The following is a 10282-nucleotide window of genomic DNA, read 5'->3' as shown; positions in this document are numbered from 1 at the left end:
AACGGTTGGTAACAAGGGCTCAATGATTGCCCATGCTTCATCAGAAAGATCGTAGCGAGCCATAATCCAAAGTGTCGTAGAAACAGATGGATACTATAGCTCAAGCAATTAAGGGACACAGCCTAGGTCGTCCAAGAGCTCGTTTTCGTCAATGGACAACAGCATTTCCAGCGATTCCAACGTCAACATTCGATCAATCCTGTAACGAGAGCTGTATCTGTTCGTCGACCTGTTGCAGGCTGTCTTCTATTTTTGCCAGCCAGTCGGCAGGGATGAACAAACACGGCTGATGGTGGTGAAACAGACGTCGCTGCTCGCGCAGTTGTTGACGTAATTTCTCATATTCATCAGTAAGTTCTGTCGGTAAGGTACAGTCTCGTTTTTCAGGTAAAGAAAGAATGGTGGTCTGTAGGCTGATATCGCGCACCGCAAGATGAAGGTGGTCATCCACGTACATGTCGAGGTGCTGGGTAAACCCGATGCCGTTGAGTTTTCCCCTGATTTCGCCTTCTCCGCCTTTTTGCAGCCATGACTGCAAGGCGTTTTTTTCTAACACGATATGTGTCACATCAATATTATTCAGTACCAGCGGGCACTGCAACACCACGGTTAGCGTCTCTTTATTTAGCGCTTCCGGTAGCAGGTAGTGGGCTTTACGGCTGAGAAATGCCCCCTGTTTTTCGACCGTGATCGCCTGCAATTCGCTCTGTTGCTGCTGATATTGCTGCCGTTTCACGTTTAATTGCTGCAAGCGGAACAGAAGCGCCCGTTGTTGATAGGCGTGCGCGGTGATGAGCTGCTCGGTGTGCTGTTCCACCAGCGTTTGTGAATCCCTATCATGCCACAGGCAATCTTTCAGCAAGATGATATCAAGTGGGACAATGCTTTCACGGCCAGAGAAGAACGCGCAGGCTTGCAGCAGCCGCAGCGCTTTCTTCCAGCGTCGATCGGAAACGTACGGCGCGTTGTCTGTGGTATTCAACTGTTGGCGCAATGCATAAATCAGTTCAAAGCAGGCATCCGGTAAGGCGATGCGATCGATGGCGCTTTGCCATGACTGGTACTCTTCGTCGCTGACGCTCAGTGACAGCGGCACCGGATTGTCGCGATCGCTACCGGTGTGCGTCAACAATGCACGGAAGTTTTGTTTTTCCTGCACTTTATCCAGCCACAGGCGAATAAGCATGCGGTCATAGAGTGCTTCTAAGCTGCTTTCTGATTCCGGCAGTTCATTGGAGGCCGTTACCAGCAGCCGCATGGGGATGGTTTCTTCATGGCTGCCGTTGCGAAAGCGCCGCTCATTGATGGCTGTCAGCAGGGTATTGAGAATGGCAGGGCCGGCTTTCCAGATTTCATCCAGAAAAACGATTTCTTCCTCCGGCAAGTAGCCTCCGGTAAGACGCTGATAACGCCCTTCATCTTTTAGCGCCTGAATCGACAGCGGGCCAAACACCTCTTCCGGGGTAGAGAAGCGTGTCATCAGGTATTCGAAAGCGCGGGCGTCACGAAACGCGAACTTCAGGCGACGCGCGATCATGCTCTTGGCGATGCCCGGTGGCCCCAGCAAAAACACGCTTTCGCCGCTGAGCGCGGCGAGCAGGCACAGGCGAATAGCGTGCTGACGTTCATACAGGCCGTGTTCAAGGGCTTGGCTGAGGCGTGTAATACGATCGGCCAAAGAGGCTGATTGAAGCATAAGGGATCCGTTTTTACTCTGATGGCGCAAAACAGGGTGGTAAGCGATAAAGTCATCAACGATGATGCAATAATATACGGCAGATCACAGATTTTTTTTAATCGTATCTGCGTCGATTATTGCCATCTTTGGCTATGTTAATCAATAAACCAGTTTATTTCTGGATGTTTCGAGACGGCGTGAAGGGATGGGGTTTTTGCATGAATATGTGCATACTGTGCGCTTTCGGGCTAAGTCTACGAAAAACGCGTTGCTCTCTACGCAGTGAAAACAGCGGAAGTCGCAAAGTGAAAACAACAGAAGATAGGCGCTATGAGCTCAGAGCATAAGCAATCGCTTCCTGCCATTACCTTGGCAGCTATTGGCGTGGTGTACGGGGATATCGGTACCAGCCCGCTTTATACATTAAGGGAATGCCTTTCCGGACAGTTTGGGTTTGGCGTCGAGCAGCATTCAGTATTTGGCTTTCTCTCGCTGATTTTCTGGCTGCTGGTACTGGTAGTGTCGCTCAAGTATCTCTCCTATGTGATGCGAGCCGACAACGCCGGAGAAGGGGGCATTTTGACCCTGATGTCACTGGCCGGACGCCACACCAGCGATCGCATGACATCCATCGTGGTGATCATGGGGCTGATTGGCGGCGGGTTTTTTTATGGCGAAGTGGTTATTACCCCGGCGATGTCGGTGCTTTCAGCAATGGAAGGGATTGAGATTGCTGCCTCCGAGTTGGATAGCTACATCGTGCCGCTGTCGGTGATTGTGCTGACCTTGCTGTTTGCCATTCAGAAACACGGCACCAGCAGCGTGGGTAAGCTGTTTGCGCCGGTGATGCTGATTTGGTTTTTGACGCTGGCGGTGCTGGGAGTGCGCAGCGTGATGGAAACGCCGCAGGTGCTTCAGGCATTGAACCCGGTTTACGCCGTGCGTTTCTTTATGGAATACAAGTTTATCTCTTTCTTTGCTCTGGGTGCTGTGGTACTGGCGATCACTGGGGTGGAGGCGCTGTATGCGGATATGGGGCACTTTGGTAAATTCCCTATTCGCTTGGCGTGGTTTACCGTGGTGCTGCCGTCGTTGGTGCTCAACTATTTTGGTCAGGGGGCGTTGCTGCTGCGTAACCCGGAAGCCATCAAAAACCCCTTCTTTTTACTGGCTCCCGACTGGGCGTTGATTCCGCTGCTGATCTTGGCAACGCTGGCGACCATCATCGCTTCTCAGGCCGTTATCTCCGGCGTATTCTCGCTGACGCGTCAGGCGGTACGTCTGGGGTATTTGCCGCCAATGCGTATTGTGCATACGTCAGACATGGAATCCGGGCAGATTTATATTCCGGCGATAAACTGGCTGCTGTATACGGCGGTGGTGATTGTCATCGTCAGCTTCGAGCATTCTGGCAATTTGGCGGCAGCTTACGGTATCGCGGTGACCGGAACCATGGTGCTGACCAGCATTCTTTCCGCGACCGTGGCGGTAAAAAACTGGCACTGGCACCGCTATCTGGTGTGGCTGTTGCTGGTAGCGATGTTGTTGATTGATATCCCACTGTTTCTTGCCAACGTGGTTAAAATCCTTTCCGGCGGCTGGTTGCCGCTGGCGCTGGGATTGATCATGTTTACCATTATGACGACCTGGAAGAGCGAGCGTTTCCGTTTACTGCGTCGTTTGCATGAGCATGGTAATTCATTGGATGCGATGATTGCCTCACTCGAGAAAAACCAGCCGGTACGAGTGCCGGGTACGGCGGTCTATCTCTCGCGCGCGACGCATGTCATTCCGTTTGCATTACTGCATAATCTCAAGCACAACAAAGTATTGCACGAAAGGGTGGTGCTACTGACCATGCGCACAGAAGCGGTTCCCTATGTGCATAACGTGCAGCGCGTTACAGTTGAACAGCTTTCCCCGACCTTTTGGCGCGTGATTGCCAACTACGGTTGGCGGGAAACGCCCAACGTGGAAGAGGTGTTTCACCGCTGTTGGCAGGAGGGGTTAGCTTGCCAAATGATGGAAACATCGTTTTTCATGTCCAATGAGTCGCTGACCATGGGCAAACGGCCCTGGTATCTGCGCGTGCGCGGCAAGGTGTTTATGATGCTGAGTCGTAATGCGTTGCGCGCGGCCGATCAGTTTGAGATACCGCCGAACCGGCTGATAGAGCTGGGGATTCAGGTAGAGATTTAGTGTATGACGCCCTCGAAATGGAGGGCGTCATTTTTGGTGATTATTTACCGTTCGGTTTTAAGGTTTCCCCTTCCTTCAGGGCAAACAGCTCATCATCGCGGGTGGAGACGCGGGCGCTGCCGTCCGGCATACGATAAGCCCCTTCGGTAAAGCCGGAACCGTTCAGGAACGGGGCAACGGCCTGTGGTTTATTCTTCAGCGTAGCTTCCAGTGCCAGCAGTGCGTAAGGATCGATGCTATCAATCGACGCATATTGATACTTGGCAGAGTTCATAAAGAAGCCGTTGTGCAGATTATTGCTGACAATGTTGTCAGCCACTTTTTCGGCTACCGTCAGGTAGGTTTTATCCTGCGTTGCCTTCCACAGATCGATCAGCGCAAAAATAGCATACGGGTCGCTGTTCTTGATGCTGACATTGACGCTGACGCCTTTACCCGGTGCTGATCCTATATCCCCCAGATCCAACCCCTTGGAGATGCCGCGCGCCACTTTCCATAGATCGGCATCCTTCTCCAGCGTGTAGGCGCGGGCGTAGGATAACAGGAAATCACTGCTGGCCGGGTAAGCTTTCAGTACCGTGCCTTTCTTACCGTAGTAACCATCGCGTGGCAGAGTGTAGTTGGAAAGATCGGTGCCGTTGGCCAGCATAGGACAGAAGGTGTTGTTGCTTTCGTCATAGGCGTATTTGGCAAACGCTTTCAGGCCATCAAGCGTCCATTTCTTGATATCGTCGCCGTCTTTACCGAGATCTTTCGCCAGCTGTAGCTGCATCAGCGCATTTTCGGAATAGAGCGTGCTGGTGCGCCCCTTCAACATCATGTTGCCTTCCAACGCAGCAGGTCCAAACTCTGGTCCGAACTGACGTTGAGCGCGGTCACCGTATTTAGAGTTGGTATCGCTGTCATCGCTGGTTTCAGCGCGTTTTAATGCCTGGGTGAACTGGTAAACGCTCAGGCCAGTTTTTTTATCGCGCGGCAACACATACTGCTCCGCCAGCCGTTTTGCCCATACCAGCGCGCCGGCTTCATGGTTGTTTTTATAGAGCAGGGATGCGGAATAGATCAGGTCATTACCGGCGTTAAGAAAACTCAGCCCTTTGGTGGCGAAGAAAGGCGGTTGCTGGGTAAAGCTGTTGTCCCACAGTTTACCGATCTCCTTACCGTACTGACCGTGGTGGCTGGTTTCCAGGATTTGCCAGTCATAAACGTGGGCATTCCAGAATGCGCGAATGAAGCGAACCGTCGCCGGTTTATCCACGGCAAACATCAATTCGTAGTAGGGATAGGCATTTTTCAGCTCATGCACCAACTCTTTTTCACTGGGGCCTTCGGGCTGTAGCGTTTTCAAATCGACAAAACGGTGTCCCCCCAAATCAGCAGACCGCTTTTATCCTGATAGCGATCGAAATAGTAACGCACGCTGGTTTTGGCGCGCTGTTGATAACGCTCATCGCCCGTCAGGTTAGAGAGGCCAACCAATACGCGCATAAAGTTTTGCTGAGCGGAAAAATTGGAGAGTACCGCTGTGCGCCCATCGGGGAAAACCCACTCAAGCTGTTTACCGGTGCGCGGATCGACACCGCTCGCCAATAACGGTGAAGGCTGCGTGCCGTGATAATGGTCTCCCGCTTTATCCAAGACGGTATCGGCATACTGTTTTACGATCGTCAAACGATCGGCGCTGTGCGCCTGAGAGGTGAGTGCAGCCATACAGCATAGGGCTGCCAAAGAGAGGGATATGTTTTTCATCGTTAGAGTCCTTGTTAACAAACCAGAGTTTTTTCGGCAGACGTCAGAGTGCCGTTATTGTTTAAATTGTGGGTATGGTGATGTGAGCTTTAGGAAGTGAAGTAAATCATACGAAAAAAGAAGCACTGTTTTAATAAATGCATTATCTGGTTTCATTGTTTGTTTTTCATTTGTGATAACGATCAATCTTCCGACACCGGTGGTCAGCGGCTATTTTCTAACCTAATGTTTTTCTTATATCTCTTTTTTGTGATAGCGAAACGTTTCGCTGTCGTTATCAAAACGAGTGACATAATAAGAAAAGGCGTATTACTCAATTCCGAAGTCTCGAGCGTGATTGCCCGACTTGGACACACTGACCAAGTGGTGGTGTGTGATGCAGGGTTACCCATCCCTGCCACCACCGCCCGTGTAGATCTGGCGTTAACACACAATGTGCCTACTTTTATACAGGTGCTGAGCGTGATTACGCAGGAGATGCAGGTAGAAGCGGCGATTGTTGCGTAAGAGATTATCGAGAAGAACCCAGTGCTCCATGAAGCTATTCGTGAGCATTTGCAACAGCTTGAACAACACCAGGGAAACACCATTGCGTTGCACTATGTCAGTCATGAGGCATTCAAGACGCAAAGCGGGCAGAGCAGGGCCGTTTTTCGCAGCGGTGAATGCTCGCCTGCCAATATTATTTTATGTGCTGGCGTAACCTTCTGAGGCCGAGATAGAACCTTTGATTACAGTTGCAGGGAATAGTAAAAACCTTTCCCGGTGTAAAAGCGCTGTCCGGTGCTGCCCTGAATGTCTATCCCGGCAAGGTGATGGCGCTGGTGGGGGAGAACGGCGCCGGGAAATCTACCCTGATGAAGGTGCTCACCGGTATTTACCGCAAAGATGCCGGTCAGGTTCGCTTTCTCGGGCAGGAGGTTGCCTTTAACGGGCCAAAATCATCACAGCACGCGGGTATCGGTATTATTCACCAGGAACTCAACCTGATTCCTCAACTGACGATTGCCGAAAATATTTTTCTTGGCCGTGAGTTTACCGGAGCCTTGGGGCGCATTGATTGGCAAAAGATGTACGCCGAAGCCGATAAGCTGCTGAAAAAGCTCAACCTGCGCTACAACAGCCGCCGACTGGTCGGCGAGTTGTCCATTGGTGACCAGCAAATGGTCGAGATTGCCAAGGTGCTGAGTTTTGAATCCAAAGTGATCATCATGGATGAGCTCACGGATGCACTGACGGATACCGAAACCGCGTCCTTATTTACCGTGATTAAGGAACTGACCGCACAGGGCTGCGGTATCGTCTATATCTCCCACCGCCTGAAAGAGATTTTCGAGATTTGTGATGACGTGACCGTGCTGCGTGACGGCCAGTTTATCGGTGAGCGCCCGGTCAACCAGCTGCATGAAGAGCAGCTCATTGAAATGATGGTGGGGCGCAAGCTGGAAGAGCAGTACCCTCGGTTGAATACCGTGCCGGGCGATATTCGCTTGAGCGTTACAGACCTGACGGGGCCGGGTGTTGAAGGCGTCAGTTTTACGTTGCGGCAGGGGGAAATTCTTGGTGTGTCCGGCATGATGGGCGCAGGGCGTACCGAACTGATGAAGATCCTGTATGGCGCACTTCCCCGCACGCGCGGTGATGTGGCGCTTGATGGCCGTGAGGTGGTGACGCGCAGTCCGCAGGATGGGCTGGCAAACGGCATCGTTTATATCTCCGAAGATCGCAAACGCGATGGCCTAGTGTTGGGGATGTCCGTCAAAGAGAACATGTCGCTGACGGCATTGCGTTATTTCAGCCGTGGCTTTGGCGCACTCAAACATGAAGACGAACGCACCGCGGTCAGTGATTTTATCCGTTTATTCAATATTAAAACTCCCTCAATGGCACAGCCCATTGGCCTGTTGTCCGGCGGAAATCAGCAGAAGGTCGCGATTGCTCGCGGGCTGATGACGCGGCCGAAAGTGCTGATCCTCGATGAACCTACGCGCGGCGTCGATGTGGGGGCCAAAAAAGAGATCTACCAGTTAATCAACCAGTTCAAAGAAGAAGGCCTCAGCATCATTTTGGTGTCATCGGAAATGCCGGAAGTACTTGGTATGAGCGATCGCATTTTGGTGATGCATGAAGGCCGTTTGAGCGGTGAATTCTCCATTGAGCAGGCCACTCAGGAAGTGCTGATGGCGGCGGCGGTTGGCAAGCAATATAGCGTAAAGCAGGAGTAAGTCAGACATGAGTTCCGAATCTATCACGGCAAAGCGCTGGTTCAGTAAAGAGTGGCTGTTGGAGCAAAAGTCGCTGATTGCCCTGCTGATCCTGATCGCAGTGGTCTAGTCTATGAGCCCTAACTTTTTCACGGTCAACAACCTGTTCAATATCCTGCAACAGACATCGGTGAACGCCATCATGGCGGTAGGGATGAAGCTGGTGATTCTGACCTCGGGTATCGATTTGTCGGTCGGGTCATTGTTGGCGCTGACCGGCGCGGTGGCGGCATCGATTGTTGGCCTGGAAGTGAATGCTCTGTTGGCGGTGTTTGGCGCGTTGGCGCTCGGTGCGGCAATCGGGGCGGGCACTGGAGTGATTGTCGAGAAAGGAAAGGTGCAGGTGTTTATCGCCACGCTGGTGATGATGTTGCTGCTGCGCGGCGTCACCATGGTGTACACCAACGGCAGCCCAATAAACACCGGTTTTTCTGACGTTGCCGATACCTTTGGCTGGTTTGGCATTGGTCGCACTCTGGGGATTCCTACACAGATCTGGTTGATGGTTATCGTTTTTATCGCTGCCTGGTACATGCTGCACCACACGCGGCTCGGGCGCTATATCTATGCGCTGGGCGGCAATGAAGCGGCGACCCGCTTGTCGGGCATCAGCGTCGATAAAGTCAAGATTATCGTCTACGCCTTATGTGGGCTGTTATCCGCATTGGCTGGGATTATCGAAGTCGCGCGTTTGTCATCGGCACAACCAACGGTAGGCACGGGGTATGAACTGGATGCGATTGCGGCAGTGGTGCTGGGCGGGACCAGTTTGGCGGGCGGTAAAGGGCGCATTGTTGGCACGCTCATCGGCACGCTGATTCTTGGGTTCCTCAACAATGGACTGAACCTGTTAGGTGTTTCTTCTTACTACCACAGGCTGCACAACTATTGCATAATAAAGGCATTACTACCGTGCTGATTACATTGGGTAGTCGCGGCGTATGGCTGAGTGAAAACGGGCAAGGTCAGCGTATTCCCGGTTTCCAGGTTCAGGCTGTAGATACGATTGCGGCGGGCGATACCTTTAATGGTGCGCTGGTCACTGCACTTTTGGAAAATCAACCGATGCAAACCGCCGTGAAATTTGCTCATGCTGCCGCTGCCATTGCGGTAACTCGCGCTGGTGCTCAGTCCTCTGTGCCGTGGCGCAATGAGATCGACGCATTTTTACACTCCCAGGGGTGATATGTGGCCACAATGAAGGATGTTGCTTGCCTGGCGGGCGTGTCGACGTCAACCGTTTCACATGTAATCAATAATAATCGCTTTGTTAGTGACACGGTGCGCGAGCGGGTATTGGCGGCAGTTGATTCTCTCAACTACGCACCGTCTGCGCTGGCGCGCAGTTTGAAGATCAATCAGACGCAAACTATCGGTATGTTGCTAACGGCCAGTAGTAACCCGTTTTATGCTGAAGTAGTGCGTGGCGTTGAGCGCAGTTGCTACGAGCGCAGGTATAGCCTGATCCTGTGCAATACCGAAGGCGACCACAACCGCTTGGACCGTAGCCTGGAAACCTTGATGCAAAAGCGGGTTGATGGCTTGTTACTGATGTGTACCGAGAATCACCGCCCTTCCTCGGAAACCATTAGCCGTTACCCGTCAATTCCACTGGTGATGATGGACTGGTCGCCGTTTGAAGGCGTGAGTGATGTTATCAAGGACAATTCTCTGCTTGGCGGAGATATTGCAACCCGCCATCTGATCGACAGCGGTTACCGCAATATCGCCTGTATCGCTGGCCCACAAGATAAAACAACGGCCTATAACCGACTGTTAGGTTATCGGCAGGCGATGCAGCGTGCAGGTTTGCCCGTTCCTGATGACTACGTGGTGTTAGAGGATTTCGAGTTTGAAACCGGATACCAGGCGATGCGCAAACTGCTGTCGCTGGCGCAAAGGCCGGATGCTGTGTTCTGTAGTAACGATGCGATGGCGGTTGGGGTTTATCACGCTCTCTATCAGGCGGGATTGTCTATTCCAAAGGATATGGCCGTGGTGGGTTATGACGATATCGAACTGGCGCGTTATATGTCTCCACCGTTAACGACGATTCATCAACCTAAAGATGAATTGGGGGAACTGGCGGTGGATACGCTGTTATACCGTTTGGAACATCCTGAAACCGAGCCAACGGTACTGGTATTAACGCCAGAGTTGGTGATGCGCGAGTCGGTGGCTCATCGGTAAATGGGATTTACGACGCAGTAAAATGGGGTGATTGGGATGAAATAGCGTCATCTATGCTGGTTTGCTATGCGATTCGCCGAAAAAACACCCACTCAGAAATAAAATTGAAATTAGGCCTTGTCAGGGCGCGAGAAGTGTCTATACTGCGCCTCCACTGACACGGCAACAGCGATTCGCAGTTGCGGTAACAGTCGGAAAGTTA

At 52.1% G+C, this 10282-nt stretch carries 5 protein-coding genes and 3 pseudogenes; 6 read left to right on the top strand and 2 right to left on the bottom strand.

What is annotated here, in order from left to right:
- Positions 1-193 precede the first annotated feature (193 nt).
- Positions 194-1696: an ATPase RavA gene (gene ravA, locus ACTBDZ_RS11505; protein WP_438815406.1), complete on the bottom strand. Its 1503-nt coding sequence runs from the start codon at positions 1694-1696 to the stop codon at positions 194-196.
- A gap of 312 nt (positions 1697-2008) precedes the next feature.
- Between ravA and kup the strand changes: the two genes are divergently transcribed.
- Positions 2009-3877: a low affinity potassium transporter Kup gene (kup, locus tag ACTBDZ_RS11500; RefSeq protein WP_438815405.1), complete on the top strand. Its 1869-nt coding sequence runs from the start codon at positions 2009-2011 to the stop codon at positions 3875-3877.
- Between the two features lie 40 nt (positions 3878-3917).
- Here the strand turns inward: kup and ACTBDZ_RS11495 are convergent.
- Positions 3918-5626: pseudogene (locus tag ACTBDZ_RS11495) on the bottom strand (pectate lyase).
- A gap of 294 nt (positions 5627-5920) precedes the next feature.
- On the opposite strand from ACTBDZ_RS11495, the pseudogene rbsD reads away from it, so the two are divergent.
- The 5 genes and pseudogenes from rbsD to rbsR all read left to right on the top strand — a co-directional run bounded on the left by rbsD (position 5921) and on the right by rbsR (position 10080).
- Positions 5921-6337 (top strand): annotated as a pseudogene (gene rbsD / locus ACTBDZ_RS11490) (D-ribose pyranase).
- Between the two features lie 26 nt (positions 6338-6363).
- A complete protein-coding gene (gene rbsA, locus ACTBDZ_RS11485) occupies positions 6364-7851 on the top strand; it encodes a ribose ABC transporter ATP-binding protein RbsA (protein WP_438815404.1) in 1488 nt (495 codons plus the stop codon).
- Positions 7852-7963: 112 nt separating this feature from the next.
- On the top strand, positions 7964-8809 hold the full coding sequence (gene rbsC, locus ACTBDZ_RS11480; RefSeq protein WP_438815403.1) for a ribose ABC transporter permease: 846 nt from the start codon (positions 7964-7966) through the stop codon (positions 8807-8809).
- Positions 8764-9075, top strand: a pseudogene (locus ACTBDZ_RS11475) (PfkB family carbohydrate kinase); the annotation flags it as partial. The gene rbsC and the pseudogene ACTBDZ_RS11475, both read left to right, overlap by 46 nt.
- 3 nt (positions 9076-9078) lie before the next feature.
- Positions 9079-10080, top strand: coding sequence for a ribose operon transcriptional repressor RbsR (gene rbsR / locus ACTBDZ_RS11470; protein ID WP_438815402.1), 1002 nt, complete (start codon positions 9079-9081; stop codon positions 10078-10080).
- The last annotated feature ends 202 nt before the right edge of the window (positions 10081-10282 follow it).

The sequence above is a fragment of the Symbiopectobacterium sp. genome, assembly GCF_051710365.1.
Classification (GTDB): domain Bacteria; phylum Pseudomonadota; class Gammaproteobacteria; order Enterobacterales; family Enterobacteriaceae; genus Symbiopectobacterium.
Note: the sequence above shows the minus strand (reverse complement) of the source record. Positions and strands in the feature narration are given on the sequence as shown.

Excerpts from the sequence above, each read along its gene's own strand:
- ravA (WP_438815406.1), bottom strand. The coding sequence starts at position 1,696 with ATGCTTCAATCAGCCTCTTTGGCCGATCGTATTACACGCCTCAGCCAA.
- kup (WP_438815405.1), top strand. The coding sequence starts at position 2,009 with ATGAGCTCAGAGCATAAGCAATCGCTTCCTGCCATTACCTTGGCAGCT.
- rbsC (WP_438815403.1), top strand. The coding sequence starts at position 7,964 with ATGAGCCCTAACTTTTTCACGGTCAACAACCTGTTCAATATCCTGCAA.